General features: G+C 65.5%; 21 protein-coding genes. 8 read left to right on the top strand and 13 right to left on the bottom strand.

The genetic code is table 11. The annotated features are described in order from the left end of the window. Positions 1-29: 29 nt before the first annotated feature. Positions 30-929, bottom strand: coding sequence for a dioxygenase family protein (locus ACWYRN_RS20435; RefSeq protein ID WP_488689518.1), 900 nt, complete (start codon positions 927-929; stop codon positions 30-32). A 10-nt stretch (positions 930-939) separates the two neighbouring features. Beyond that, complete coding sequence (locus ACWYRN_RS20430) at positions 940-1,437, bottom strand: Spy/CpxP family protein refolding chaperone (protein WP_488689516.1); 498 nt, start codon at positions 1,435-1,437, stop codon at positions 940-942. A gap of 166 nt (positions 1,438-1,603) precedes the next feature. On the opposite strand from ACWYRN_RS20430, the gene ACWYRN_RS20425 reads away from it, so the two are divergent. After that, complete coding sequence (locus ACWYRN_RS20425) at positions 1,604-2,293, top strand: response regulator (protein ID WP_488689514.1); 690 nt, start codon at positions 1,604-1,606, stop codon at positions 2,291-2,293. A gap of 13 nt (positions 2,294-2,306) precedes the next feature. After that, the gene (locus ACWYRN_RS20420) at positions 2,307-3,818 is read left to right on the top strand and encodes a sensor histidine kinase (RefSeq protein WP_488689512.1); all 1,512 of its coding nucleotides are present in this window, start codon (positions 2,307-2,309) and stop codon (positions 3,816-3,818) included. Positions 3,819-3,822: 4 nt separating this feature from the next. Here ACWYRN_RS20420 and ACWYRN_RS20415 read toward each other — a convergent pair whose 3' ends face one another. From ACWYRN_RS20415 to ACWYRN_RS20370, 10 genes are all read right to left on the bottom strand, one after another. Next, complete coding sequence (locus tag ACWYRN_RS20415) at positions 3,823-6,180, bottom strand: DNA internalization-related competence protein ComEC/Rec2 (RefSeq protein ID WP_488689510.1); 2,358 nt, start codon at positions 6,178-6,180, stop codon at positions 3,823-3,825. Between the two features lie 22 nt (positions 6,181-6,202). Next, the gene (locus ACWYRN_RS20410; protein WP_488689508.1) at positions 6,203-7,366 is read right to left on the bottom strand and encodes a T6SS immunity protein Tli4 family protein; all 1,164 of its coding nucleotides are present in this window, start codon (positions 7,364-7,366) and stop codon (positions 6,203-6,205) included. Between the two features lie 44 nt (positions 7,367-7,410). Continuing rightward, positions 7,411-9,006 (bottom strand): T6SS immunity protein Tli4 family protein, encoded by a 1,596-nt coding sequence (locus ACWYRN_RS20405; RefSeq protein ID WP_488689506.1) that lies wholly within the window; start codon positions 9,004-9,006, stop codon positions 7,411-7,413. A 110-nt stretch (positions 9,007-9,116) separates the two neighbouring features. After that, entirely contained in the window at positions 9,117-10,739 is a 1,623-nt protein-coding gene (locus ACWYRN_RS20400; RefSeq protein WP_488689504.1) for an esterase/lipase family protein, read from the bottom strand. 132 nt (positions 10,740-10,871) lie between these two features. Beyond that, positions 10,872-13,676, bottom strand: a complete 2,805-nt coding sequence (locus ACWYRN_RS20395; RefSeq protein ID WP_488689502.1) for a type VI secretion system Vgr family protein — start codon at positions 13,674-13,676, stop codon at positions 10,872-10,874. A 152-nt stretch (positions 13,677-13,828) separates the two neighbouring features. Beyond that, entirely contained in the window at positions 13,829-14,785 is a 957-nt protein-coding gene (locus ACWYRN_RS20390) for an alpha/beta hydrolase (protein ID WP_488689500.1), read from the bottom strand. Between the two features lie 20 nt (positions 14,786-14,805). Beyond that, positions 14,806-15,609: a TatD family hydrolase gene (locus ACWYRN_RS20385; protein WP_488689498.1), complete on the bottom strand. Its 804-nt coding sequence runs from the start codon at positions 15,607-15,609 to the stop codon at positions 14,806-14,808. 4 nt (positions 15,610-15,613) lie between these two features. Beyond that, a complete protein-coding gene (gene lolD / locus ACWYRN_RS20380) occupies positions 15,614-16,315 on the bottom strand; it encodes a lipoprotein-releasing ABC transporter ATP-binding protein LolD (protein WP_374041310.1) in 702 nt (233 codons plus the stop codon). Position 16,316: 1 nt separating this feature from the next. Beyond that, positions 16,317-17,585, bottom strand: a complete 1,269-nt coding sequence (locus tag ACWYRN_RS20375; RefSeq protein WP_488689495.1) for a lipoprotein-releasing ABC transporter permease subunit — start codon at positions 17,583-17,585, stop codon at positions 16,317-16,319. Positions 17,586-17,606: 21 nt separating this feature from the next. Next, positions 17,607-18,878, bottom strand: coding sequence for a lipoprotein-releasing ABC transporter permease subunit (locus ACWYRN_RS20370; protein WP_488689493.1), 1,272 nt, complete (start codon positions 18,876-18,878; stop codon positions 17,607-17,609). 184 nt (positions 18,879-19,062) lie between these two features. Between ACWYRN_RS20370 and ACWYRN_RS20365 the strand changes: the two genes are divergently transcribed. Both ACWYRN_RS20365 and recJ read left to right on the top strand, forming a co-directional pair. After that, positions 19,063-20,094, top strand: coding sequence for a hypothetical protein (locus ACWYRN_RS20365; RefSeq protein WP_488689491.1), 1,032 nt, complete (start codon positions 19,063-19,065; stop codon positions 20,092-20,094). Beyond that, positions 20,091-21,788, top strand: coding sequence for a single-stranded-DNA-specific exonuclease RecJ (recJ, locus tag ACWYRN_RS20360; protein ID WP_488689489.1), 1,698 nt, complete (start codon positions 20,091-20,093; stop codon positions 21,786-21,788). The genes ACWYRN_RS20365 and recJ overlap by 4 nt, the downstream gene beginning before the upstream one ends. A 203-nt stretch (positions 21,789-21,991) precedes the next feature. On the opposite strand, the gene ACWYRN_RS20355 is transcribed toward recJ, so the two are convergent. Further along, on the bottom strand, positions 21,992-22,468 hold the full coding sequence (locus ACWYRN_RS20355; RefSeq protein WP_488689487.1) for a YybH family protein: 477 nt from the start codon (positions 22,466-22,468) through the stop codon (positions 21,992-21,994). Positions 22,469-22,590: 122 nt separating this feature from the next. On the opposite strand from ACWYRN_RS20355, the gene ACWYRN_RS20350 reads away from it, so the two are divergent. The 4 genes from ACWYRN_RS20350 to ACWYRN_RS20335 all read left to right on the top strand — a co-directional run bounded on the left by ACWYRN_RS20350 (position 22,591) and on the right by ACWYRN_RS20335 (position 25,847). After that, entirely contained in the window at positions 22,591-23,028 is a 438-nt protein-coding gene (locus ACWYRN_RS20350; protein WP_229435423.1) for an MbcA/ParS/Xre antitoxin family protein, read from the top strand. 2 nt (positions 23,029-23,030) lie between these two features. Beyond that, complete coding sequence (locus ACWYRN_RS20345) at positions 23,031-23,714, top strand: RES family NAD+ phosphorylase (protein ID WP_374041309.1); 684 nt, start codon at positions 23,031-23,033, stop codon at positions 23,712-23,714. A gap of 3 nt (positions 23,715-23,717) precedes the next feature. Further along, positions 23,718-24,038, top strand: a complete 321-nt coding sequence (locus ACWYRN_RS20340; RefSeq protein WP_488689485.1) for a DUF2288 domain-containing protein — start codon at positions 23,718-23,720, stop codon at positions 24,036-24,038. A gap of 225 nt (positions 24,039-24,263) precedes the next feature. After that, the gene (locus tag ACWYRN_RS20335; protein WP_488689484.1) at positions 24,264-25,847 is read left to right on the top strand and encodes a methyl-accepting chemotaxis protein; all 1,584 of its coding nucleotides are present in this window, start codon (positions 24,264-24,266) and stop codon (positions 25,845-25,847) included. Positions 25,848-25,877 lie beyond the last annotated feature (30 nt).

Genomic DNA, 25,877 nt, shown 5'->3' with positions numbered 1-25,877 from the left:
AATGTGACAAGGTCCCGTGCGTTCCCGGTTTAGAGGGAAACCCCTACAGTCAGTTCCGCCACATAGCCGTTGACGATATCGCCGCTCATCGAGGCCATCTGCAGCGCGGTGCCGTCGCTGAACACGTTGTCGGTGGCATAGCTGATGCGCGACAGGTTCTGCACGCTGCTGGCGTAGCCGGTGGCCGTGTACACCTCGTTCAGCGTGGCCAGCGGGAAGGTGAACTGCGAGGTCTTGATGCGGTTCGACGCCGTGGTCGATTTGGCCAGGCTTGGATAGACCTCGAAGTGCACGTGCGGCATGCGTCCGTCGTAGCATCCGGGGAAGATGGTGAGGAATGTCACGTAGCCATCGGCGTCGGCGGCCTGCACCCCGCGCAGGTAGTTCTCGCCGCTGATGCTGCCCGAGTACATCGAGTAATTGCCGTTGCGGTCGCAGTGCCAGAGATAGACGGTGGCGCCGGCGACCGTGGCGCAGCTGCTGGCCGCGTTGACGATCTTCAGGCGGATCGTCAGCGGCACGCCTTGGGCCACCCCGGTCGCGCCGGCGATGCTGGAGCGGATGTCGCTGCGCACGATGCCCGACAAGACCAGGGCATTGGCGACCTTGCCGTTGCTGCTGTTGGTGCCGTCGGCCGGATACGGGCCGCCGGTTTCCTCGGGAATCACCGCGCACCCCGTGCTTCCGGTCGTGGTGCCGCTGCCGGTGCCCGTGCCGCCGGTACCGGTGCTGCCGCTGCCGGTGCTGCCGCTCGATACCAGGCTGCCGGTGGCGCTTGTACCGCTTTCGCCGCCACCGCCGCAGCTGGCCAGCGGCACCGAAGCAGCGCCGGCCAGCAGCCAGCGCAGGGTCTGGCGCCGGTTCGTGGCCGCACCCAGCAGCCGGTCGATGTCGGCGGCCAGGCCGCCGTGATGATCGTGTTCGCTCATGTTCGTCTCCTCAGTCACGTGGTGCGCGCCGGCGTTCCATTGCTTCCTTCTGCTGCTGCGTGAGCAGCGCCATCACCTGGGCGGCGGTACGCACGCGCAGCAGTTCCTGGGCGGCGATGGCCTGGCCGAGGGCCTTGGCCTGCGCCGCTGCCTTGGCGTCGTCGACGCGGCCCGATTCGCGCATCGCGTCCAGGGCTTCGAGCGCCTTGCGCTCGGCCTTTTCCTGTTCGCGCAGTTGCGGCGCCTGGGCATGCATGATCGCGAACAGGCGGTCTTCCTGGGCTTCGCTCAGGGCTATCCCATGCAGGAAAGGCAGGCCGGGACCACCCATCCGCGGACCCGGGCCGCGTGGACCGGGGCCGGGGCCGCGGTCGAAGTCCGGGCCGGGGCCGAAGTCGGCGGCTGCCGGCGCGCCGGGCGGCGGCGCGTCCGCTGCGGGTGCGGCCAGCGCGGCCGAGGCGAAGGCGGTGGCGGCGAATGCGGCGGCCGCGGTACGGAGAATGCTCATGTGGTGCTCCATTGCGTGTCGAATGGCGCCCATTCTGGTGCGCGGTCCTGTAAAGCGCTGTAAAGCCGGCGTAAAACCGCGTAAGGGCGGCAGGGTGATGTAAAGCTGGGTAAAAGAGGGACCGCCGAAAAGCTGGACGCGCGCACCCTTTGCTATCATCCCCGGGATGAACCATGTACTGTTGATCGACGACGACGCCGAGCTGGTCGGCATGTTTACCGAATACCTCGAGCAGGAGGGCTTCGCGGTCGCCTGCGCCCACGACGGCGAGACCGGCGCGCGCGAAGCCCTGAGCGGGCGCTATGCGATCGCCATCCTCGACGTCATGATGCCTGCCCTGAACGGCATCGACACCCTGCGCCGCATCCGCGCGCAAAGCCGCATCCCGGTGCTGATGCTGACCGGCCGCGGCGACGACGCCGACCGCATCCTCGGCCTGGAACTCGGCGCCGACGACTACGTCACCAAGCCCTGCACCCCGCGCGAACTGACGGCCCGCGTGCGCGCCATCCTGCGCCGCACCCAGGACACCCAGCCGGGCAGCGGCGCCGGCATCGTGCTCGCGGTCGGCAAGCTACTCATGATGCCCGCGCAGCGCCGCGCCACCTGGGACGGCAAGGCGCTGGAACTGACCAGCACCGAATTCAACCTGCTCGAAGTACTGGCGCGCCATGCCGGCCGGCCGGTGAGCAAGAACGAACTTTCCGAGCAGGGCCTGGGCCGGCCGCTGGCGCGCTTCGACCGCAACATCGACGTCCACCTGAGCAGCCTGCGCCACAAGCTCGGCACGCTCGACGACGGCCGCTCGCCGCTGCAGACGGTCTACCGTCTGGGCTATCAGCTGATCCGCGACTGAAGCCGGCCGACGCATGGGACCACGCACTGGCCGTTTGTTCTGGAAGTTCTTCCTGTCGATCCTGCTGGCCCAGGTCGCGGCGGCCGTCGGCATCGGCAGCGTGTTCTGGCTGCGCGAGCAGGCACGCCTGTCGAATACCATCACCCTGATCGAAACCGGGCCACCGGCCGGCTTCATGCTCGATTCCGCCGCCATTGCGCTGAAATACGGCGGCGTTCCGGCGCTGCGCGAAATCGTATCGCAGAAGGGCCGGCATTCCGTGTATGCCGTGTTCAGCAACGGTCGCGAACTGCTGGGGCGCGAAGTCACGCCGAGCATGCGCGAACAGGCGCGCCGCGAACTGGCCGCCGACCGTCCTTACCGACCGGTGCGCCAGCTGAAGGCGCCCGATGGCCAGCAGTTGCTGCTATTCGTGCCGCGCATGTACCGCAATGCCGCCGGCGATACGCTCACCGCGGCGCAAGTTGCCGGCCCCGGCACCGAAGGGCCGCCGGCTGGCATGAACGCGCCCGGCCCAGGCGAACCGCGTGCGGGCGGCATGCCTGGCCCGGGTGGCCCCGACGACCGCGCCGGCTTCGGCCGCGGCGACGGTCCACGCGGCCCCTTCGGCCCGTTCTCGCCGATGAGCAGGCCGATTCCGATGCTGGCCGCGATCATCGTCAGCCTGTTCTTCGCCGCCCTCCTCGCCTGGTACTTCTCGCGTCCGATCCGCGCGCTGCGCAGCGCCTTCGAGGCTGCATCGGCTGGCGACTTGTCGCCGCGCTTCACCGACGGCGACAGGCTCGGCGGCGACGAACTGAACGACCTCGGACGCGACTTCGACCGCATGAGCGGCCAGCTGCGCGCCCTGATGGATGGCCAGCGCCGCCTGCTGCACGACGTCTCGCACGAACTGCGCTCGCCGCTGGCGCGCCTGCAGGCGGCGATCGGCCTGGCGCACCAGCAGCCCGACAAGATCGCCACCTCGCTCGAGCGCATCGAACGCGAGAGCGTGCGCATGGACAAGCTGGTCGGCGAGCTGCTGACGCTGTCGCGCCTGGAGGCCAATCCCGACCTGCCGAAGAACGAGCCCGTTGATATGCAGGAGCTGGTCGACGGCATCGCCCTCGATGCGCGCTTCGAGGCCGGCGACGATGGCCCCGCCATCGAGGTCGAGATCGAGGGCGAACCCCAGGCGATTGTGCGCGGCGCGCCCGACCTGCTGTGGCGTGCGGTCGAGAACGTGGTGCGCAACGCCGTCAAGCATGGCGGCGCGGGCGGCCGGGTCGACATCCGCCTGGTCGCCCGCGGGCCGCTGGTCCACGTGGAGGTGCTGGACCGCGGACCGGGCATCCGTGACGCCGACCTGCCGACCGTGTTCGAACCCTTCTTCCGCTCGAACCCGGGCAAGAACAACATCGACGGCCATGGCCTCGGGCTGGCGATCGCGCAGCGCGTGGTGCATGCCCACGGCGGCAGCATCGTCGCGCGCAACCGCGAAGGCGGCGGGCTGCAGGTGGCGATCGCGCTGCCGCTGGCGGCTTAGCACGTCAACGCCCGTGCCAGTAGCGGGCCTGCTCGCGCCGGTAGGCGCTGACCGCGATACCGTCGGCCCCCTCGCCGAAGTCGAACACCAGCGCGCCGGATCGATCGGTGCGCAGGCGGCGGATGCCCAATTCGCCGTAGCGCTCGAAGACCTGTTTTTTCGGGTGCTTGTAACGGTTACGATGACCTACCTGGAACACGCCGATCGACGGCTGCACCGCGGCCAGGAAAGCCGGCGTCGACGAGGTGCCGCTGCCGTGGTGCGGCGCCAGCAGCACGTCGGCGCGCAACCGGTCGGGCGCCGATGCCAGCAGCTGCGCCTCCTGCGCCGCCTCGATGTCGGCGGCCAGCAGGATGGCGCGCCCGTGCGCCGAAATGCGCAGCGTGCAGCTGCGCGCGTTCGCCTTCAGGCCCGGATCGGCGTAGCTGGCCTCGTCCGGCTGCAGCATCTCGAAGGCGACGCCGTCCCATTCCCAGCGCTGGCCGGCCACGCAGCGCCGGTGCCCTGATTGCACCTTGCGCACCGCCGGATGGCCTGGGGAGAGCGAACTCGCCATCCAGTCCACCCGCAGCGCTTCGAGTAGCGTCAGCGCGCCGCTCGCGTGATCGACATCGCTGTGGCTGACGATCATGCCGTCGAGCCGGTGGATGCCGCGCGCCCGCAAGTACGGCAGCAGCACGCGCGTGGCGCCGTTCTGGGTGGCGGCGTATTGCGGGCCGGTGTCGTACAGCAGGCGGTGCCCTTCGGTCTCGACCAGCAGCGCCATGCCCTGGCCGACGTCGAAGGCGGTAACGCGGAACTGGCCGGGCGGCGGGTGCGCTGACAGCAGCGCGAACAGCGGCAGCCAGGAGACGGCGCCGACCCACCTGTGCGGCCAGCCGCGCGGCGCCAGCATCCAGGCGGTGCCGGCCAGCGCCAGCAGGAACAGCCAGGGCGGCGGGCTGGGTGCGCTCCATACGGCATGCGGCAGCGCCGCCAGCCAGCCCAGCACGGCGGCCAGGGCCTCGACGGCGAGATGGGCCAGCAGCAGCACCGGCGCCGACAAGGGCGCCGGCAGCAGGCTGCCCGCCAGCGCCAGCGGCGTCACCACGAAGCTCACCAGCGGAATCGCGACCGCATTCGCCAGCGGCCCGATCAACGACACCTGGGCGAACAGCAGCAGCGTGACCGGCACCAGGCCGAGCGTCACCGCGTACTGGGTGCGCGCGGCCAGGCGCAGCGCGCCGCGCCAGCCCTGCTCCTGGCGCGCGATCCGCCCGACGCCGGCGAACAGGATCACGCCCACCGCGCCGAACGAGAGCCAGAAGCCCGGCCACAGCAGGCACCACGGGTCGAGCAGCACCACCAGTCCCAGCGCCAGGCAGAGCACGTGCGAGACGCTGGCCAGGCGCCCGCACCACAGGGCCAGCGCCACCACCGACAGCATGTACAAGGTGCGCTGGGCCGGCACGCCGAAGCCGGCCAGCAGCACGTCCAGCAGCGCGGCCGTGGCCCCGGCCAGGGCCGCCACCTTTTGCGTGGGCAGCAGCAGCGGCAGCTGCGCGCGCGTGAAGAACGAGCGGCGCCACAGGCTGGCGGCTGCACACGCGGCCAGCCCTGCGATCATCGTGATGTGCAAGCCCGAGATGGCGACCAGGTGACTGACGCCGGTGCGGTTGAAGATGTCCCAGTCGGCCTGCTCAATGCCGCGCTGGTCGCCGATCACCAGCGCCACGATCACCGGCGCGTACCGCTTGCCGGCCAGGGCTGCCATGATGCGTGCGCGCAGGGCATCGCGGCTGCGCTCGACCAGGTTCGATGGCGTGGGAACAAAGGCGTCGAGGCGGCGGTTGTCGCCATTCGGCCGCACGTAGCCGGTGGCGCGCACGCCCTGCCCCAGCAGCCAGGCTTCGTAGTCGAAGCCGTAAGGATTGGCGTTGCCGTGCGGGCGCTGTAGGCGCACCGTCAGGCGCCAGCGCGCGCCGGGGCGGATGGTGCTGGCGCCTGACGGTGCGCCATACCACGACAAGGCCAGCTTCGGCGGGACTTGTGCGGCAGCGGTCAGTACGGTCTCGACATCGAGGTGGAAGCGCACGCCCTCGCCGAAGTCGTGCGGCAGGTTGGCGACGGTGCCGATGAGCTGAATGTCGCGGCCTTCGTCGGCCTTGGGCAGCTCGTGCGACAAGGCAGCGTGTGCGAGGAAAGCGGCCCAGCCGAAGCCGAGCAGGCCGCCGGCGCAGGCGGCGCGCAGTGGTCCGCGCAGGGCCAGCAGCAGCACGAACGCAGCGAGCGCACAGGCCAGCAGGTGCCAGGGATCGGGCAGCGCGGCGCGCGTTTGCAAGAAGGCGGCGCCTGCGACGAAGCCGAGGATGGCGCAGCGCATGGCGGCTTACCGGCCGGGCAACTCAGTGAGCGGCCTGCCGTGGCGCCGAGACGTAGGCGCTTGCCGTGGTGGTACGAGTGCTGGCAACGGGCGGCTTCGGTGTATGGGCATGGTGCAAGCGGATGCTGGACGATATGGTGTCCCATAGGGCCAGGGCTGCGCCGTCGGATAGCGAGGAAGGGACTGGGCCATTGACGCCATTTCCGGTATTCATTTTGAACACGAGATGCGGGACGAGAACGTCGGATTCGCTACCTTTGACCTCCCACCAGAAATTGTGGACGTTCGCCCCATTTTCCTCACTCACACGTCGGATTATTTCGTCGCCAGACAGACTACCAATGGTCCTGGCGCCAGCGCGCAGCTTCGTCAGGCGCATTCTTTGGACCATCGAAAGCTGGGCTTCGGCCGTGGCATCTCTTTGCAAGAGACCTGCCTTACTAGGCTTGACGCCCGCTGCGAGTATCAGTGTGAAATGAACGTCGGGATGACTTGGCAGGTGAGCGAACATCATGATCGATTCATGCTGTTTGGCGTCAAGCGGATCACGAAGAAAGGCGTGATCGACACAGAATCCGCCACTTGTCGGCGCCTTGTTTTCAGGTCTGGGTTCGATTTGGCCGACAAGCTTGGCAAAATTATTGAATCCGTTGACGTTGTAATCGTTCGCAGTCAAATTTACGCTGATGCCTTTTTTGTGCACCATCGCATCAAAGGCTATTCCCTCATATCGATAACGCTCGATTTCCAGACCGTTCGACGCAGTGCCTTCGGTCACCGTCCGACCATGTACAAATAACTTTCCTTTGAACTGATTAGTTGCGACATCCTGTAGCAATTCGAGATTTTTGTTTCCGCCGAGCCGGTCAGTCGTCGCCTTGATTTGTGCCTCGCGCTTTGAGAGGCGTATTTCGAAATCCTGACCATTTTCGGGAAAAGCCGCAACTTGAAAGCCATCGACACTGGCGCGGTCCAGTTCGACACGCGCCTCCTTTGGTAGATCGACAAGGAACCTGCCCATACATACCGTTTTCAAGTTAGCGGTCATGCGCGCTACCGCGTGTTTGGCCTGATGTGCTGTTTCGATTTTGGCCCTTGCCTTGCCAATGATGAAGGCCACCGACAAACCGGCAAAGAGTGATCCGGCCAGCACGATCGCCAGCCTGTTTCGAGCGAAGCGGGTCACGAATTCTCCCAGCGATTGGCGCACTGAATTAAATAGGTCCAGGATCAAACAGCCGCGCGCGGATCCGGACCATCGCGACGCGCCACGGGTTCTGCCTCTGGCGCGCTCGCGTGCCGCATCAATTGCCAGACACTGCGTCGTTGGATTGCCTGGGTCTTGCCGAAAACACCAGGAGGAAGCGCAAATGTTGCTGGCGGAAGTAAGCCTCCTTGAGCGAACCAGCGCGTGCCGTCGAGCGCATTCGGTTCCTCACAGCGCCACCAACCACTTGCCGGGCATGGACTCCCCGTTGTAGCGAAACTTCCAGCTGGTAAGGTTATCGTGTCTGCTAATGCGTCACCCCATTTAGCTTCCAACGCGACGGGTGCGGCAGGCATCGCATCGGCCAGTCGCAGTGACGGAGGCACCCTCTTACGCGTGCGTTTGTCGACAAGTGTCCACGAGGTCCGATCCTTCGCCTCAAAGCTCGGCTGCAAGCCTCGCACCCGCTCCCAGAGACTTGGCGAAGGCAGCAAGAGCGCCTGAGGCATACGGTCACCTTGCTTGATATATTGCCGCTGACCGCCCATCACGCCAGTACCGTTGTCCCCATCGCCGCATCGCCACCAGCCGCTTTGCGGACATATTTCTCCAGCCAGGGCATCGGTACCGATCGGTATCGGCATCGGTTCCATTGCAACCGCTCTTGGTGATTCTGTTGGTCGCAAGCGCAGGCTGGACGATATTCTTTCCCAAAGACCGAGAGCCACTCCTTCCGATAAGGACGAAGGAACAGGCCCATGTTCTCCCTTTCCGGTATCCATCGTAAAGGAGATATGTGGGATAAGGACATTCTCCTCGGTGCCGTTCACCTCCCACCAGAAACTGTAAACGGTGGCTGAATTATCCTCAGTAAAACGTTCTGCCACCTCGTCTCCGTCCAGCCCTCCAATCGTACGCGGTGTCCCCCGAATCGTGGAAACATGGGTTCTCTCGCTAGTCGACATGCGCGCTCGTGACTCCGCATTTCGCTCCAGTAAACCTTGATCGACCGGCCTCATGCCTGCTGCCACGATCATCATGAACTCGATGTCCGGATGACTGGGCAGACGCGCCACCATGACCACTTCTTCACCCTGCGTTGCCGCCAAAGGGTCGCGAATGGTGGCTCGCGCTATGCAGAATCCCGGAATAGAAGGAATACGGTTCTCTGCGTTTGGAATCAATTGAGAGACCAGTTTAGGCAAGTCGTCCATTCCTTTTACGCTATGATTGGAGCCGACAATATCGAAACTGAAGCCGTCTGCATGGACCAGGCCCTCTAGATCCACACCTTCATAGCGATAATGCTCGAGTTCCAGCCCTCTTGCTCGTGTCCCTTCTCTTACAGTCCGTCCATGCACAAACATCTTGCCGGCAACTCCTGCCTGGGTCTTGATCTCCTTTGCTACTTCCAGATTCTTATCTCCGCCTAGCCGGTCCGGTATCAATCGAAGTTGTTCCTCCCGTGCTTTTAGCCGTGCCTGGAACGCATCAGGTGACTCTTCGAACGAATTGATTTCGAAACCATCGATTCTTGGCCGAATCAGCTCGACATGCGCCTCTTCCGGCATGTCGACCAAGAACCTCCCGACGCAGACAGTTTTCATTTTCTCGGTCATGCGCGCCACCTCGCTTTTGTCCCGAACCGCTCCGACAGCCCATGTGCCTGCCAATCCCGCGACAGCGATCCCGGCTAGCAGTTTTGCCAGCCTGCTTCGGATCCATAACATCACGACATCTCCTGGACAATCTTCACTACCAAGCGAAGCGTCAGCATGAGCATGTCGCTGTTGTTATATGACTCCTGGTGATCGAATCCAAGTGTTGGAAATACCTGTTTGACTTTGCCTCGCGGCCCCGCTCCAGATAGATTGGGGACCGTTCCATCGCCACGTGCGTCCTGAACATCTGGCGCAAAAGAAAGCTCGGATTTTCCTTCGATCAGAACACGTCGGTGCGAATCGGAGGAGTGGCTAAGGAAACGCGCATTTGCCACGTTCGACGTGGTGAGTACCGTCGACGTACTGCCCCATTGCCGCGCGACCCAGCGCACCTGCGAGTATGACAACCTACGCGGATCGTCACCATAAAATGCATAGGTATTTGGATGGTAATAATCCCCCAGATCGCGATGAAATTTTTCGGCAGCATCGATGGCTGATGTGATTACGCCCTCTACGCCGCCGTCTTGCTTACGGTATTTACGGGCTGGATCAGCGAGGTCAGGATTAATCAGGCGATACCACGCGGTCATGTCGCGGTATAGGTCGTAGGGATTAGAAACCTTCCCCCCGGGCAAATGCAAGTGGTCAGAAGGCGTCTCAATGATCCCGGTTAAAGCATTCTTTTCCGACAGGCTTCCCGCGTTTCCAGTCACTTTCAGTACACGGACGTGCAGCCATGGGCCTGGATACAAATGGTTCGGAAGGAGTTCGATCGCCCCTGGTGAAGTCGCCAGAACGGGTGTCGTACGTTCTGCGGTATTGCCGATTAATTTTGCTGTCCTGACCGCGGTTAGTTCTTCTTTTGGGTTATTGCTTGGACTGGAAGACTCTGTTCCACACGCGAGGCGGCGGTAGGCAGCAGGCGCTCCTAAAGCCGGCATTACGCCATGAATAATTCCAGCAATCATGCCAGGAATACGTCTCGCGCAAGCCCTTGCCACTAGCCCGCCCATGGAGTGCGTAACGAGGATAACCTGATTACACTTGCGCTTGGCTTTTACCCAAGAACCCAAGATTTCCTTGATGCGCCGCTCGAGCCGTAATGAAGAGGCGTCACAGTCGTCGAGCCAGTTATACCCGACGCAGTAGACGGGATAGTAATGCTTCGCATGTTTTTCGAGCTGGGCTTCAGTTAGCGGTGCAAAGTCCCGTACTCCCCACTGCCGCGGCTCGCACGCCATCACAGCCTTCCAGTGTGTATGAACGGCGCGCTTTTTTGTTTTGTCGTCGAACTCGAAGGTTTGGTTCAGCTGAGTCTGCAAGGTATAGAGCAGGGTCCCATAGGAATCGGCGTGTACCTCTCCCCAACCACGTTCTCGCACGTCGGCCTCATTCAACAAATACTCATCCTGTACATCAGGAAAATTGATGGGGCCGCCATCATCGACTTCCAGCGAGGCAGCATTAAAGAACCGCTGCCTGTCCGCGGGTGTACGCTGGTCCCATCGCGACGACTCCCTCCAACCATTGCCCTTCCCGTTTGGCGGTCGCCATACGGCTTCACCAGGCGCGGCAAGTTCATTTAGTTCATCCTGACGCCACCCCAAGCGGGGATTGCGCTTCGCCCGCAGGTTAGTTCCCATAATTCCTGGCACAACAATAACCGGGACGACGGTATTTGCGGGCATCAAACCTAATCCACGGATCGTGTACTCGGCTGAGGAAAGGACTGATCTCGCCTCCCATCCTCCATGCGAGAGCGGGATCAGAGGTGGCAGTGGTCTCGTCGTTTCCGCCATGATGTCACCTTACGGTCAGGCTTAAACGGACGGGGGAAGAAATTCAAAACGAATCGGGCCGAGCGCATCGCTCGAGACCAGGGAAGTCCGACCATGTTCATCGCTGACACCACGTATGGTCCTTCCATCACTCAAATGTGCAATGTATCCCTGGCCAGGGATGGGCTCGCGCGTCTGTAGATTGCGCAACACAAGGCGCTCGTCAGTACGCATCGCCGATTTTGCAAAGTCGGGCGTTGCCGGAGTGCCGCCACCCGGCCCGGAACTGACGACGCTGCTCGCCTTGACCAACTGTTCACCAGTGCTTTGCTGGACGATGGTTCCGTTCGCCCAGTCAGTCCGTGCACCCTGCGAAACGATCCGGATGGCTGGAGCCTCGATATGGATGGCCTCCGCAGAGATAAGATTGATGCGCCGGGATGACTTGACTTCGACATCGCCCTGATGGGCCTCCACATTCACGTTTCCTCGCCCCGCCACGACCTTGATGCCAAACGCATGTGCAAACGCGCTGATACCTCGTGCCGCGCGCAGGAAAATACTCTGGCCTGCGGAGGCAGCTACATCGCCGCCACTGACAATATCGACTTCTGTTTCTCCAGTCAGTACAGCCTTGTCTTGACTCGCCAGCATTAAACCTGCTGGTGCGGAAACTGCAATGATCGGCGTGCCGCCATTTGTACCGGATGCGACATTCGACCCTTCATCCCAACGCCTGAGCTTTTCCGCTAGCTCAGCTAGACGGGCTCCTTCAGGTTCGTCACCGGCATGCTGGACTGCAAGCTTTGCCAACTCGTCCACGATGCTTTCCATTAGTCCAGCAAGACCAATCAAGCCCGGCCTTGAAAGCTGCGAACCTTCTGCTTTCGGCACTGCTTCGGCGGTAATCAGGATGCCTTCATGCCCCCTGATCGCAGTCGAACGGTCACTGCGCAACTCCGCCCCCTCCCCGCGCGGCTCCGCCATGCCGTTCTCCTTCGGATGCGTCAACCAACCCAGGTTCAGCTGCGACGCGCCATGCTCGCTCGCCAGCTGCGCGCTGATCTCCCCGCGCGTATCGTCGAACCGCAGCTGGTTACCGCGCTGCCCGCCGATCTCGCGGCTCTTCAACCCGGACAGATAACGGTTACCCGGCAAGCCGCCATTGGCGCTGAGCGCCGGCGGCTCGCCGTTCTGGTTGAACACCTGCGACAGGATCACCGGCCGGTCCGGGTCGCCGCCGAGAAAGGCCACCAGCACCTCGGTGCCCACGCGCGGCAGGGTCAGGGCGCCGAACTGCTGCTGGCTGCCCGGTCCGTTGCCGGCCCAGTTCGAGGCCACGCGGACCCAGGCCGAATCGGCCGCGCTACCGGAGGCGCCGGCGCCGTGCGCATGCTCGTGGTCCGTGGGGCGCATGCCGGGAAAGCGGATCTTCACCCGGCCCAGGCGGTCGCAATGCACTTCCTCGTTCTGGGGCCCGACCACGATCGCGCTTTGCAGCTGCGGGTGCGGCAAGTCGACGCGCGGATCGTAGGCCGGCACGATGGGCACGCTGCGCCGTACCGCCGTGAAGCGCACCCGCACCGCGCGCTCGGTTGCCGAAGCCTGCGCGGAGCTTGCCGCAGAACCCGCCATGGCGTGCCAACCGTTCTGCGCCAGCAGCCGCTCTGCCAGCGCCGACAGCTCGCCCGGCAGGTTGTTGCGCGCGCTGAGCTGCACTTCGGTGATGACGAACTGCCGCTCGGCCAGCGGATGGGTGTCGATTTCCGGGTGGTCCTGCAAGGTGAAGTATTGCCCGGCGCAGAAGTCGCGCACGCTGCCTTCGCCGTGAAAACACTTGGCCTCGAATTCGTGGCGCTGCATGCGCAGCTGGCCCAGGCGCCAGCTGTCCTCGACGTCGTTGCCGGCGTGCGGGGTGTCGATCAGGTAGTCGTCGAGACTGGCGGCAAGGCCGTTGCCGTGCCCGCCCTGGTCGTGGCTGGCGCGCGCCGTGGTCGACATGAACTGCGCCGCGCCGGGGTTCTTGTAGTCCCAGCTGTGGCGGGTGGCGCTGCCCGGTTGAAGCGTGCGCGCCGCGCCCCAATGGGTGATGGTGTCGCGCTCCCCGGTGGCGTCGTCGCGGTGGTAGCGCACGCTGCCGGCGGCATTCTCGGGCAGGTGGTTGGCGTCGGCAAACAGCACCAGCGTATGGGCGGGGATGCGGTCGTGCAGCGGGTCGACCGAGGTGCCGCGGCTGCGCCCGGGGCGCACGGTCCAGGAGATGCCGCGCCGGCGCAGCAGGCGGCGCACAAAGGCGGCGTCGGATTCGTTGTACTGCATGGTCTGCTCGCGCGGCGGGTACAGGCGCATGTCGAACAGCGGGTCGAGCTCGTATTCGAAGGCACCGGCCAGCACCGCGTTCGCATGGCGCCATTCGTCGAACAGCACCTGCACGATCTCGAGTTCGTTCTGGTAGCGGAAAATGCGGCTGTTGACGCGCTTTTCCATCACCGACAGGGCGTCGCGCAGCACCAGCTGGTAGGTGGCCAGGGCGCCGTCGGCGTCGCCGGACCTGGCCTCGGTGACGATGCCGCAGATGCTGCGCAGTTGGCCGCGGTCGGTGACGACCTGGATTTCGGCCGGCAGCGCGATCAGTTCCTTCAGCGGCAGGGTGGCGTCGCTGGCGACGCAGGAGACGCGGTATGCGAGGCCGCCGCAAATGGCTTCGCTGCCTTCGATCCGTTGCGGCAGCAGGACGTCGTCAAGGAGTGCCTCGGCATGCGCCAGGCGCAGGCGCAGTGCACGGTGCGCGGTGCTGAGCGATCGCTCGTGCTGCAATACCCGCAGGAACTCGCTGGCACTGTCCAATTCCGTCTCCCGTTTCGAAAACAGGATCGTCCCACGAGGGCCTGTTGGGCCCGTTGAGTCGTCTCATTGTATGCGCTTACAAAACGGTGCAACTAAACCGGGTTGTCGTTGTCGTGCCACGCGGCCTGTATGGATGGACAGTGCCGCTAGCGTCAGCGGGCGAGGAAGCCGGTGACGGCGGCCACCAGTGCGGGTGCCAGCGGCAGCGCCGGGTCGCCGTAGGATGGCAGTTGCGCGGGACCGGGCGGCACGGGTTTCAGCACGTGGTTCATGCCTTCCACGATCTCGAGCCGTGCCTGCGGATGCGCGGCCTTCAGCGCCCGCGCGTCGTCCAGGCTCACCTGGATGTCGGTCGTGCCCTGGACGATCAGCACCGGCACCGTCAGCGCGGCGATGCGCTCGGCCGGCAGGTAGCGGAACTGCGACACCAGATAGGGCTGCACACTCGGGCGATACAGCGCGGCCAGCATTGGCGGCACCTCGCCGGCCAGTTCGCCCTGTTCGAGCTTGCCGAGGATGCGCTCGTTCTCCTCGATCAGCGCGGGCGGCAACTGGGCCGCCAGCTGGCGCCGCAGCACCGCCTGCAGCGGCGCGCCTGGCCCCGCGATCGAGACGAAGGCAGCGGCCCCGGCCTGCTTCGCGGCGACCATGCCGATCAGCGACCCTTCGCTGTGCCCGATCACGGCCACCCTGGCAAAGCGCGGGTCCGCCTTCAGGCGTGCGATCCAGGCCGCGGCATCGTCGATATAGGTCTCGAAGCGCAGTGCCGATTCGCTCTGCATGGCCGCGGCGCTGGCGCCGATGCCGCGCTTGTCGTAGCGGACCGAGGCGACGCCCTGCGCTGCCAGGGCCTCGGCCAGCATGCGCAGGCTGTCGTTGCGGCCCGGGAGCATGGCGGAATTGCCGTCGCGGTCGGTGGGGCCGGAGCCGGCGATGATCAGGGCGACCGGCACCGGCCCCCTTGCCGCGGGCAGGCGCAGGCTGCCGGCCAGCTTGCCGGTCGGGGTGTCGAGGACGATCTCCACATCGCCGCCCCGGGCGGATGCGGGCAGGGACAGGAACAGGGACAGCACCAGTAAGACTCCAACCCACAGCAGCCGCTCGCTCATTCCGCCTCCCCGTATCAAGGTCAAGAAGCCAGCAGCACCCGCAAACGCGGTATCGCCGCCAGTGAATTATTCCAGGTGCATGCGCGCAGCGCGGCTTCGTCCATGCCGCGCAGCTGCGCCAGCGCCGCGCCGATGGCCGGCAGCTGTTCCGGACTATTTCGTCCGGGGTGGATCCAGCTCGGCGAGATGTCTGGGGCATCGGTTTCCAGCACCAGCGCCTCCAGCGGCAGCTCGCTCGCCAGGCGCCGGATCTGCAGCGCACGCGTAAACGTCATGGCGCCGCCGAAACCCAGGTGAAAGCCCAGCTTGATGTAGGTTTCGGCCTGCTGGAAGGAGCCGTTGAAGGCATGCGCGATGCCGCCCGCCGGCCGCACCTGGCGCAGGTGTTTCAGCACCTGGTCCTGGGAGCGGCGCACATGGGTCAACACCGGCAAATCGAAATCGCGCGCGATGCGCAGCTGCTCGCGCAAGAACCGCTCCTGCTTTTCGCGCATGGCCGGCTCGCACAGCATGGGAATGAAGAAGTCGAGGCCGATCTCGCCGATGGCGACGAAACGCGGGTCGTCCATCGCGCGCTCGACAGCGGCGCGCAGCGCCACCAGGTCTTCATCGACAGCCTGCGGCACATAGATCGGATGGATGCCCAGCGCATAGCTGGCGTTCGGCGCGTGCGCCGCGAGCTGCGCGACCACCTCGAAGTTGCCGCGCTCGACCGCCGGGATCACGATCATCGACACCCCGGCCTCGCCTGCGCGCCGCGCGACGTCCAGCGATCCTGCGCCGAACTCGTGGGCATCCAGGTGGCAGTGGGTGTCGATCCACATTGCCCTACCCCTCCAGCGGCTGCAGCCCGTGCTCGGTCATGCGCAGCGCGCGGTCGCAGCGGCGCGCCAGTTCCATGTCGTGGGTGACGATCACGAACGAGGTGCCGAGGGTGCGCGAGAGTTCCAGCATCAGATCGAAAATCGCCATCGCCGTCGCGTGATCGAGGTTACCGGTCGGCTCGTCGGCCAGCACGCAGGCCGGCTCCGTGACCAGGGCGCGCGCCAGGGCGACGCGCTGGCGTTCGCCGCCCGACAGTTCGCCCGGGCGATGGATCACGCGCTTGCCAAGGCCCACGCGCTCCAGGATGGCCTGGGCTTTTTGCTCGGCCGTCGCACGCTTTTCACGGCGGATCATCAGCGGCATGACGACGTTGTCGAGCGCCGAGAATTCCGGCAGTAGGTGGTGGAACTGGTAGACGAAACCGAGCGAGGAGTTGCGCAGTTCGCCGCGCCGGGTTTCGGACAGGGTGGCGAAGTCCTCGCCCAGCAGGGTCACCGAGCCGGTGCTCGGCGTATCGAGGCCGCCGAGCAGGTGCAGCAGGGTCGACTTGCCCGAACCCGATGCTCCGACGATGGCCACGCGCTCGCCGCGTTGAATAGCGAAGTCGATCTTGTCGAGCACCTGCACCTGGTAGTCGCCCTGCTTGAAGGTCTTGCCGAGGCCGCGGCATGCCAGCACCGGCGTATTGGCGGTGTTATTCCTCATGTCACTCATAACGCAGCGCCTCCGCAGGCTTTACACGCGAGGCCGAGCGGCTCGGGTAGACCGTGGCCGCAAAGGCCAGCAGCACGGCGACGCCGCCAATTTTGAATACGTCCGGCCAGCGCAGGTCCGACGGCACGGTGCTGTTTTGGTAGATATCCTTCGACAAGAACTGCACTCCCAACAAATGTTCAATGAATGGAACGATGACGTCGATGTTCAACGCGACGAGCACGCCGCCGACCACGCCGACCACGGCGCCGAGGATGCCGACCAGCGCGCCCTGGATCATGAAGATCTTCATGATGGAGGCGGGCGAGGCGCCCAGCGTGCGCAGGATGGCGATGTCGGCCTGCTTGTCGGTCACCGTCATCACCAGGGTCGAGACCAGGTTGAAGGCGGCCACCGTGATGATCAGGGTGAGGATGATGAACATCATCTTCTTTTCGGTCTGTACGGCGCCGAACCACACCGCGTTCAGCTTCGACCAGTCGCGCATTTCGAGATTGCCCGGCATCGACTTTTCCAGCTCGGCCGCCACCTGCGGCGCCTGATGCATGTCGGCGATGCGCAGGCGCAGGCCGGCCGGCGCCGACAGGCGCTCCATTTTCTCGGCGTCGCCCAGGCTGACGAAAGCCATACCGGCGTCGAACTCGGCGTGCCCGGAACGGAATAGGCCCGACACGGTAAAGCTGCGCATGCGCGGCAGCATGCCGGCCGGCGTGGTCTGGGCCTGCGCCAGCAGCATGGTCACCTTGTCGCCGACCTGCAGGTTCAGCGACGACGCCAGCGCGTAGCCGAGCACGATGTTGAAGCTGCCGGGTTTCAGCGACTCGAAGCTGCCCTGCACCACCGTGTTGGCCACATCCGAGATGGTGCGTTCCGCTTCCGGCAGCACGCCGCGGATCGTCGCCGGACGCATCGCGCCCTCGCGCTGCTGCAGCAGGCCCTGTGATTCGACGAAGGGCGCGGCGGCGCGTACGGCCGGGTTCTTCAGGGCTTGCGCGGCCGCCTCGCGCCACTGCGGCATGTCGCCACGCGGATCGAAAACCTCGATGTGGGCCAGCACCGACAGCATGCGGTCGGTTACCTGCTTCTGGAAGCCGTTCATCACCGACAACACGATGATCAGGGCCGCCACGCCCAGGGCGATGCCGGCTACCGAGATCAGCGAAATAAAGGACAGGAAGCCGCTCTGGGCCGTGCCCTTGCCGGCGCGCGTGTAGCGCAGGCCGACCAGCCATTCGAACGGCAGTTTATGTAAAAGACTCATGAATAGTTCAAGGTAACAGGATCATTCGTAGCGCAGGGCTTCGGCCGGCTTCACGCGCGCCGCCGCCCAGCTCGGGTACAGGGTCGCGAAAAAGGCGAGCAGCACGGCCATGCCACCGATGCTGCCGACGTCGGACCATTGCAGGTCGGACGGAATCTCGCTGATCAGGTAGATCTCCTTCGAGATGAACTGGATGCCGAGCACGCGCTCGATGGCCGGCACGATCACGTCGACGTTCAGCGCCACCGCCACGCCCAGCGTCACGCCGAGCAGGCCGCCCAGCACGCCCACCAGCGTGCCCTGCACGATGAAGATCTTCATGATCGAGCGCGGCGAGGCGCCCAGGGTGCGCAGGATGGCGATGTCGGCCTGCTTGTCCTTGACCGTCATGACCAGGGTCGACACCAGGTTGAAGGCGGCCACGGCGATGATCAGGGTCAGGATGATGAACATCATGCGCTTTTGCGAGCCGACGGCGGCGAACCAGATGGTGTTCACCTGCGACCAGTCGCGCATGACGTAGTCCTGGTCCATGCTCCGGCGCAGTTCGGCCGCCACGCGCGGCGCCTGGTGCAGGTCGTGCAGGCGCAGGCGCAGGCCGACCGGGCCGGCCAGGCCGACGGCCCCTGCCGCATCGTCGAGATGGGCGAAGCCGAGCATGGAATCGAATTCGTAGTGGCCGGCTTCAAAAATGCCGGAGACGATGAAGGTCTGGGTGCGCGGCGCGGCCGGGGCGCCCGACTCCGTAGCGCCCGACGTCCCGAGCAGCATGGTGACGCGCTCGCCCACGCCCGCGTGCAGGGCATCGGCCAGGGCGCGGCCGATGACGATGTTCATCGAGCCGGGCGTGAGCGTGTCGAGGCTGCCCTGCTTCATCTCGCGCGCCACGTCCGATACCTTGGCTTCCTCGCCTGGGAGCACGCCGCGCACCAGCACCGGCTTCATCACGCCGTCGCGCAGCAGCATGCCCTGGATTTCGACGAATGGCGCCGCGGCCGCCACCTGCGGGTTACGCGTCGCCTCGCGCCCGACCGCGCGCCAGTCGGGCATGGCGCCGCGCACGTCGAAGATCTCGACGTGGGCCAGCACCGACAACATGCGGTCGGTCACTTCCTTCTGGAAGCCGTTCATTACCGACAGCACCACGATCAGGGCGGCCACGCCGAGCGCGATGCCGGCCACCGAGATCATCGAGATGAAGGAGATGAAGCGATTCCGCCCGCTGCGCTTGCCGGCGCGCGTATAGCGCAGACCGACTGCCCATTCGTACGGCAGTTTCTGGATGATGCTCATGAAATTTGTAGAGTTTGACAACTGATCTCGCAGTATGCCACGCAAAGCTCATCCATGACAGGGCGCACGCCTGTGGTAACGCTGTGGTAACGCTGTGGTAACTGCGTCACGCCCCTGCCGCGTGGGCGGCTGGCGGCCGGCGCCGCGCCGCGTGGAGGCAGCCGTTTTCGCCTACAATCACGGCATGTCCCAGATCACCCTTGTCCTGCCCTCCGCCCTTCCCGTCCCTGAATTCGCTCCCGACCTGGTGCGCGCCCTGCAGGCTCCCGCGCTGGCCAGCCTGCTGTCGCGCACAAGTACGCAGCGGCGCGTGCCGGCCGACGAGTCCGTGCGCGCCCTGCCCCATGAAACCTGGCTCGCGCGCACACTCGGCCTGGAGCAAGCCGGCCAGCCCGCCTTTGCCGGCGCCGCCATGCGCGGCTATGGCCTGGCGCCCGATAGCGGCACCTGGTTCATCGTCAACCCGGTGCATATCGAAATCGCACGCACCCACCTGATGATGGGCGACCCGCGCCAGCTGGGCTTGGACGAACTTGACAGCCGTGCCCTGTTCGATGCGGCCCGGCCCTACGTGGAAGAAGCCGGCCACGCCCTGCTCTACGGCGACGCCCAGACCTGGTTCCTGCGCGCCGACGACTGGGCCGGCCTCGACACCGCCACGCCCGACGCCGCGCTCGGCATGGACCTGACCGACTGGATGCCGCTGGGCGAACGCGCCGCTGCCTTCCGCCGCCTGCAGAACGAGATCCAGATCCTGTGGCACACGCATCCGGTGAACGCCGCGCGCGAGGCGCGCCGCCTGCCGGCCGTGAACGCCTTCTGGCCCTGGGGCGCGGCGGGCGCAACGGGCGCCGCCGGCACGCCGGCAAGCGGCGCCAGGCTGGCCGCCTTCGATACCGCGGCCTGGCTGGCCCGGTTGGCCGGCACCGCCGCGTCGGACCTGTCCCGGTTTGCGCCCGCTATCGACGGCGACACCCTGCTGGTCTGCGGCAGCGCCGCCCCGTACGCGGCCGCGGCCGACTGGGGCGGCTGGGTCGGCGTCATGACCCAGCTTGAAGCCCAGCTGTTCGCCCCCATCCTGGAGAGCCTGAAGAACGGGCGCATCCGCGAAGTGAAGCTGGTGCTGAGCCACCGCGACGCCCTGCTCGAAGCCACCACCAACGCCATGGCGCAACGCAAGTTCTGGCGCCGCAATACCCTGGAATCCCTGCTGTGAAAACCCGTATCTCCGTCCGTCCCTGTCCTTTCCGCACCTCCGAACTGCTGCGCCAGGGCGGCGTGCACCCTGTGCTGGCGCGCGTCTACGCGGCGCGCGGCCTGCTGGATGTGCGCGAACTGGCCAGCGAACTGGCCGCGCTGGCCCCGCCCGGCGGCCTGAAGCACATCGACAACGCCGCCGTGTTCCTGGCCGACGCGATTGCGGCGAACAAGAACATGACCATCGTCGCCGACTACGACTGCGACGGCGCCACCGCCTGCGCCGTGGCCCTGCGCGGCCTGCGCGCGATGGGCGCCCGGGTCGACTACATCGTGCCCGACCGCGTGGTGCACGGCTATGGCCTCACGCCCGAGATCGTCGAACTGGCGGTGCGCGAAAAGAACCCGGACGTCATCATCACGGTCGACAATGGCATCGCCAGCGTCGAGGGTGTGCTGGAAGCGAACCGGCGCGGGATCGAGGTCGTGGTCACCGATCACCACCTGCCGGGCGACGCCCTGCCGCCGGCGCGGGTGATCGTCAACCCGAACCAGCCCGAGTGCGGCTTCCCCAGCAAGAACCTGGCCGGCGTCGGCGTGGTCTTCTACGTGCTGCTGGCCCTGCGTGCCGAACTGCGCCGCCGCGGCGTGTTCGATGCGCAAACCCAGCCCAAGCTCGACAATTTGCTCGACCTGGTGGCCCTGGGCACCGTGGCCGATGTCGTGAAGCTCGATGCCAACAACCGCATCCTGGTCGCGCAAGGCATCAAGCGCATGCGCTCCGGGCGCATGCATGCCGGCGTGGCGGCGCTGTTCCGCGTGGCGGGCCGCGAAGCGCGGAATGCCTCGCCCTTCGACCTCGGCTTTGCCGTCGGCCCGCGCCTGAATGCCGCCGGCCGCCTGGAAGACATGGCGCTCGGCATCGAGTGCCTGACCACCGACGACGAAGGCCGCGCCTGGGCGATTGCCCAGCAGCTCAACGAAATCAACCTGAAGCGGCGCGAGATCGAGGCGGATATGCAGGACACCGCCCTGCTGCACCTGGACGACTTCCAGCCGGCCGCCAGCAGCACGATCGCCGTGTTCGACGAAGGCTGGCACCAGGGCGTGATCGGGATCGTCGCCTCGCGCCTGAAGGAAAAGTTCTACCGGCCGACGATTACCTTCGCGCCCGGCGGCGTGGGCCTGATCAAGGGCTCGGGCCGCTCGATCCCGGGCTTTCACATGCGCGATGCGCTCGACCTGGTATCGAAGCGCGTGCCTGGCCTGATCGACAAGTTCGGCGGCCACGCGATGGCGGCCGGGCTGACCATCAAGGCCGAGCATTTCGCCACCTTCTGCGAGGCCTTCGAGGCGGTCGGGCGCGCCTGGCTCAGCGAGGCGCAGCTGGAGCGCGTGGTCGAGACCGACGGGCCGCTGGAAGACGAGTTCTACTCGACCCAGTTCATCGAGCTGTGCGATGGCCAGGTGTGGGGACAAGGCTTTGCGCCGCCGGTGTTCTGCGACGAATTCCGCGTGATGAGCCAGCGGATCTTGAAGGACAAGCACCTCAAGCTGTTGCTGGAGAAGAATGGGCGGCGCTACGACGCGATCTGGTTCGGCCACACGGATGGATTGGGCGAGCGTGCGCGCGTGGCGTTCCGGCTCGATGCCAACGAGTACAACGGCGTGACCAAGGTGCAGCTGCTGGTGGAGCACGCCGAGCCGGCGTGATGGGCTTTTGTAGGGCGGGCCGGGCCACGAAAGGCACCTGTGCCCACGCGGTCGTACCGCTGCGTTCTGGTCAGATGCCGGGAGACCGATGGGCAAGCATATGGTGATCGACCAAGCGGTACGACATATCAACCGCCGTACCGCGTGGGCTCAAGAGCCTTTCGTGGCCCGGCCCACCCTACAACAGCAACATCCAGTTTACCTCACCGCCCGCAATCGCATCCACGATCGAACACGACCTTCCACGTCCCCGGCCCTTCCAGCCGCCACACCGAATTGAAACGCCCGATCTGCTTGCCCGAGGCATCCAGCACCGGCCCGCTGCTGTAGGCCAGCGTGCCGGAATCGAGCACCTGGACTTCAGCCGGCGCCCAGGCGAACGGTGCAGCCGGCCCGTCGAAATACCCGCGCCAGGCCTGCGCCACCGCATCGCGCCCGCGCCTGGCTCCGCCCGGCCCCATGAACACCGCTTCCTTCGACAGGAAGCCGCCGAATGCCTCGAAGTCGCGCGCCTTCATGGTCGCGGCAAACGCGCGTTCCGTCTCCATCACTTGCTGCTGCAGTTCTGCCTGCGTGTCGCGCGCGCCACGCGCCATGCAGGCCGCCAGCACGACCGCCGCCAGCACGCCTGCCAGCGCGCATGGTAGCCACTTCACCATCCCCTTCGATCGCCAATGCATGGAAATATCCTTTTCCTTTTGACAAGTCGCCGGCAATTCTGTCACGGTCTATCCGGCTTGACAACCAGCAGTTGCAATGCCTCCGAAATAGGAGTATAAATACTCCAAAACCGGAGGAAACCATGAACCTCGCCTATGCTTACCCGAAGAGCCGCTTCGAGCCAACCGTACTGGTCGACCTCAGTTCGCGCGCCGAGCGCGAACGCCTGTCGGCATCGGCCCTGAAGGGCTTTTTCAAACTGGCCGCCGCCTGGCAGCTGCGCGACGAAGATGCGCGCGAGCTGCTCGGCGGCCTGTCCGCGTCCAGCTTCTACGACTGGAAGAAGAATCCCGAGCGCGTGCTCGATGCCGACCGCATCACACGCATCTCTTATCTATTAGGTATCTACAAGGCCCTGCACATCCTGTACGGCGACAAACTCGCCGACGAATGGGTGCACCTGCCGAACACCAACATCATCTTCGGCGGCCGCACGCCGCTGGCCCTGATGCTGGGCGGCGGCATGCTGGCCATGCAAACCGTGCGCCAGCTGCTCGACGCGCGCCGCGGAGGACTCTGATCTTGGCGGTCGTCCCGAAACTGACGGCGCTGCGCCAGTTCGACACCTGCCGCCTGATCCCCTCGCGCTTTGCCGACCTCGAGGATTCGGTGCTGGCCCCGCTGGCCGATGGCGACAAGACCCTGCGCGACCTGTTCGACCTCGAGAACGCCACCAACGAACGCCTGCGCGGCGAGGCCGGCCTGTTGCCCGGCATCGGCGTCGACGAACTGGTCTTCGGCGTACCGAATTTCCGCATCATCAACGCGGCCTACACCTACGCGCGCCCGGAAGGCAGCCGCTTCAACGATGGCACGCGCGGCGCCTGGTATTGCGCCTTCGAGGCCGAGACGGCGCTGGCCGAGGTCGGGTTCCACAAGACGGTCGAGTACCAGGAAATCAACCGCTTCGACGACAGCGTGACCTACCAGGCGATGCTGGCCGACTTCAATGCCAGCTTCCACGATATCCGCGGCATTGCCAATTTCGCCGACTGCCTCGACCCGCAAAGCTACATCGCCTCCCAGTCCCTGGCGGCCGAGCTGCTCGAACTGGGATCGATGGGCGTGATCTACCCGAGCGTGCGGCGTCCGGAAGGCGTCAACCTGGCCTGCTTCCGCCCTGCGCTGGTCGGCAATGTGCGCAAGGGGCCGGCCTATCGGTTAACATGGGCGGGTACGCCGCAACCGCGCATTGAGATTATCTAGAGAATGAACACGAATCCTGAAAAAGACACCGAACTGCACGACAAGATCAACCGCGAAACCGCCCGCGTCGGCTGGGACGAGCTGGAGCGCCACTTCGCCCAAGGCAACGTGATCTACGTCAGCGAAACGCTCGACCTGATCGACGTCGCCGTGCGCATCTCGCACGACGACAAAGAAAGCATCACGCGCTGGATGAGCGAAGGCAAGATTGCCAAGGTGTCCGATGTGCAGGCCCAGAGCTGGGCCGCCGGCGAGGTCGGGCTGTGGGCCTCGGTCGTCCATCCCTTCATCCTGGTGCAGCCCGACAAGAAGCAAATCAACTAAGCCTTTCCCCGCTTGCGGCAATCGCAACATCGAAAAATTTTGATGTTGCAGATTTGCCGCGAAGCATCAATCCCATCTCAATCTTCCTGACACGGCTGCTATACTCGGCCGCATCGGCGTATCGATGCAGCCGGCCACTGCGGCACCCAGCCGCCTTGGGCCGTCGCAAGCCCCGCAACCCGCCATTCCCCATGGCGCTATTTACAGTCTGAATCAGGAACCACCGTGAAGAACCTTAAGATCGGCGCCCGCCTCGGCATCGGCTTTGCGATCGTGCTCGCCCTGCTGCTCGTCCTTGCCGTTACCGCCCTCACCCGCATGCAGTATGCCGGCGACATGACCAACCGCCTGGTCCATACCAGTATCAAGAACCAGCGCAACGTCGCCGAATGGGGCAAGCTGATCGAAGTAAACAGCGCCATGATCGAGACCGCCTTCGCCACCAACGACCCGGCCATGGTGAACGCCATTGCCGAGCGCATGAAGGCCGTGTCGGCGCACTCGAACAAGCTGCAGGCGGAAATCGAAGCCTCGCTGCGCAACGAAGAAGTCAAGGCGCAACTGGCGCGCGTGAAGGAAGTGCGCAGCGGCTACCTGGCCGCGCGCAGCGCCCTGTTCAAGGCCAAGCTCGATGGCGACGATGCCCTGGCCGCGAAGATCCATGCCGAACAGATGGTGCCGCGCAGCGCTGCTTTCCTGGGTGCGATGAACAAGCTGGCCAGCCTGCAGATCGCGGCCGCCGACGGCGTCGCCACCACCATCCTCGACGCCTATGCAAACACGCGCATCATCCTGATCACCCTCGGCCTGGCTGCACTGGCGCTCGGCATCGCTTGCGCGGTGCTGATCACGCGCTCGATCACGGTGCCGATCCGCGCCGCCGTGGCGGTGGCCGAAAAGGTCGCCGCCGGCGACCTGACCAGCCGCATCGCGGTCGACAGCCGCGACGAAACCGGCCAGCTGATGCGCGCACTCGGCGCCATGAACACGGCGCTGGGCGAGATCGTCGGCCGCGTGCGCGGCAGCACCGGCGCCATCGCCACCGCCTCGACCGAAATCGCGGCCGGCAACCAGGACCTGTCGAGCCGCACCGAGCAGCAGGCCGGCTCGCTCGAGGAAACCGCGTCGTCGATGGAAGAACTCACCTCCACCGTGAAGCAGAACGCCGACAACGCCCGCGCAGCCAACCGCCTGGCGCGCACCGCCGCGTCGATTGCCAACGATGGCGGCGCGGTCGTGGCGCAGGTGGTCGACACCATGGGATCGATCAACGACTCCTCGCGCAAGATCGTCGAGATCATCGGCGTCATCGACGGCATCGCCTTCCAGACCAACATCCTGGCGCTGAACGCGGCAGTGGAAGCGGCGCGCGCCGGCGAGCAGGGACGCGGTTTCGCGGTTGTCGCCGGCGAGGTGCGCAACCTGGCGCAGCGTTCGGCCACGGCCGCGCGCGAGATCAAGGCCTTGATCGACGACTCGGTCGGCAAGGTAGAGGCGGGAACCAGCCAGGTCGGCCGCGCCGGCGCCACCATGGACGAGATCGTGCGCAGCATCGGGCAGGTGACGACCATCATGGCCGACATCGCCGCCGCCAGCGAAGAGCAGAGCGACGGCATCGAGCAGGTGAACGTGGCGATTGCGGAAATGGACCGGGTGACGCAGCAGAACGCGGCACTGGTGGAGGAAGCGGCGGCGGCCGCGGAGTCGATGCAGAACCAGGCGGACGAACTGGCGCAGCTGGTGAGTACCTTCCGGCTGGATGCCGAAGCGCCGCGTGCGCGGCCGGCGCTGGCGCTGGCGCGCGCTTGATGTCGTAGGCCTTCGAACCACCGAGCGGCT

Source organism: Massilia sp. BAP21, from assembly GCF_057801335.1.
Note: the sequence above shows the minus strand (reverse complement) of the source record. Positions and strands in the feature narration are given on the sequence as shown.

What these genes read in the sequence shown, in the direction of transcription:
- ACWYRN_RS20435 (WP_488689518.1), bottom strand. Translation starts at nt 929, where the DNA reads ATGAGCGAACACGATCATCACGGCGGCCTGGCCGCCGACATCGACCGG.
- ACWYRN_RS20430 (WP_488689516.1), bottom strand. Translation starts at nt 1,437, where the DNA reads ATGAGCATTCTCCGTACCGCGGCCGCCGCATTCGCCGCCACCGCCTTC.
- ACWYRN_RS20425 (WP_488689514.1), top strand. Translation starts at nt 1,604, where the DNA reads ATGAACCATGTACTGTTGATCGACGACGACGCCGAGCTGGTCGGCATG.
- ACWYRN_RS20420 (WP_488689512.1), top strand. Translation starts at nt 2,307, where the DNA reads ATGGGACCACGCACTGGCCGTTTGTTCTGGAAGTTCTTCCTGTCGATC.
- ACWYRN_RS20415 (WP_488689510.1), bottom strand. Translation starts at nt 6,180, where the DNA reads ATGCGCTGCGCCATCCTCGGCTTCGTCGCAGGCGCCGCCTTCTTGCAA.
- ACWYRN_RS20405 (WP_488689506.1), bottom strand. Translation starts at nt 9,006, where the DNA reads ATGACCGAGAAAATGAAAACTGTCTGCGTCGGGAGGTTCTTGGTCGAC.
- ACWYRN_RS20400 (WP_488689504.1), bottom strand. Translation starts at nt 10,739, where the DNA reads ATGCCCGCAAATACCGTCGTCCCGGTTATTGTTGTGCCAGGAATTATG.
- ACWYRN_RS20390 (WP_488689500.1), bottom strand. Translation starts at nt 14,785, where the DNA reads ATGAGCGAGCGGCTGCTGTGGGTTGGAGTCTTACTGGTGCTGTCCCTG.
- ACWYRN_RS20385 (WP_488689498.1), bottom strand. Translation starts at nt 15,609, where the DNA reads ATGTGGATCGACACCCACTGCCACCTGGATGCCCACGAGTTCGGCGCA.
- lolD (WP_374041310.1), bottom strand. Translation starts at nt 16,315, where the DNA reads ATGAGGAATAACACCGCCAATACGCCGGTGCTGGCATGCCGCGGCCTC.
- ACWYRN_RS20375 (WP_488689495.1), bottom strand. Translation starts at nt 17,585, where the DNA reads ATGAGTCTTTTACATAAACTGCCGTTCGAATGGCTGGTCGGCCTGCGC.
- ACWYRN_RS20370 (WP_488689493.1), bottom strand. Translation starts at nt 18,878, where the DNA reads ATGAGCATCATCCAGAAACTGCCGTACGAATGGGCAGTCGGTCTGCGC.
- ACWYRN_RS20365 (WP_488689491.1), top strand. Translation starts at nt 19,063, where the DNA reads ATGTCCCAGATCACCCTTGTCCTGCCCTCCGCCCTTCCCGTCCCTGAA.
- ACWYRN_RS20355 (WP_488689487.1), bottom strand. Translation starts at nt 22,468, where the DNA reads ATGCATTGGCGATCGAAGGGGATGGTGAAGTGGCTACCATGCGCGCTG.
- ACWYRN_RS20350 (WP_229435423.1), top strand. Translation starts at nt 22,591, where the DNA reads ATGAACCTCGCCTATGCTTACCCGAAGAGCCGCTTCGAGCCAACCGTA.
- ACWYRN_RS20340 (WP_488689485.1), top strand. Translation starts at nt 23,718, where the DNA reads ATGAACACGAATCCTGAAAAAGACACCGAACTGCACGACAAGATCAAC.